This is a genomic window from Mesorhizobium sp. P5_C1 (genome assembly GCF_054049815.1).
The window spans coordinates 1-1,026 of the sequence record NZ_JBFULQ010001095.1; the positions used below are offsets into that span (position 1 = coordinate 1).

Consider the following 1,026-nt stretch of genomic DNA (forward strand, 5'->3'; position numbering starts at 1 on the left):
GCTTTGTAGAGATCTGGACGTGGCGATTGCCCATCGCGCCCGTCGCCGATCTTCACAAGCACGATCGTCACATTGTCTGTGCCGCCACGCGCCAGCACCGTTTCCAACAGTTTTTCGCAGGCCGCCTGAGGTGTCGCGGACACGGTCGCCGCCTCGATCTCGGCGTCGGTGACATGCGCCGTCAGCCCATCGGTGTTCAGCACAAAAATGTCCCCCGGCATGATTTCGCCTTGCTGGAAATCGATGACGATCTCGTCGCTGACGCCGACCGCATGCGTGATGACATTGCGGCGCGGCCAGGTGCGCGCTTCGCTTTCGCTGATCATGCCTCTGTCCACGAGCTCCTGAACTTCGGTATGATCCTTCGAGATCTGTGAGATCGAGGCGTTGCGGATCAGATAGACGCGGCTGTCACCCGCCCACAGGCAGGCAAACCGCCCATCCATCGCCAGCAGGGCGGCAACAGTCGAGCCGATGGTTATGCCGCGAGATTCGGATATGCCGCGGATCTCGGCATTGGCCCTGCTCAGCCTGTCCTCGAAGCGCGCCCGAAGATCAGGTGCGGAGCTGGCAATGCCGATCGTTGCCAGATGATCGACGATACTGGCCGAAGCGACCTCTCCCGCGTCATGTCCACCCATTCCGTCGGCTACCACCCAGAGACCAGTTTGTGGCTCGACCAGATAGTTGTCTTCATTGAGCTCACGGACACAGCCTTTGTGGCTTACCCCGAAGCTCTCAAAGGGAAGGGCGACAGTGTTCACTTTGCCACCAAGCGCTTCTCAAGCGTCCTCTGCGGCGCACTTTCAGGCGCGCGCTCGTGTTACTTTGCCACAGGCTCGAACATTAAAGTATCGAAAACTAAGGTCTCTGCGTGGTCTGCGGATCCCCATCTCAAAACGCTTTCGGACAGCTGAACCCGGAAAGCGCGGGGAGCAAGAAGGGGTTGGTGCCGGAGCCTGCCTGGATCGTATAGGTAACGTCGCGGCCGCCGATCACGAAGCGTGCCTGCATATTGCTGTCGCT

1 protein-coding gene is annotated in these 1,026 nt (G+C 59.8%); it reads right to left on the minus strand.

Annotated features, from left to right (window positions below; genetic code table 11):
• Positions 1–764: PP2C family protein-serine/threonine phosphatase (locus tag ACXJ7R_RS34120; RefSeq protein ID WP_457155636.1), on the minus strand; the 764-nt coding region annotated here is incomplete at its 3' end.
• Between the last annotated feature and the right edge of the window lie 262 nt (positions 765–1,026).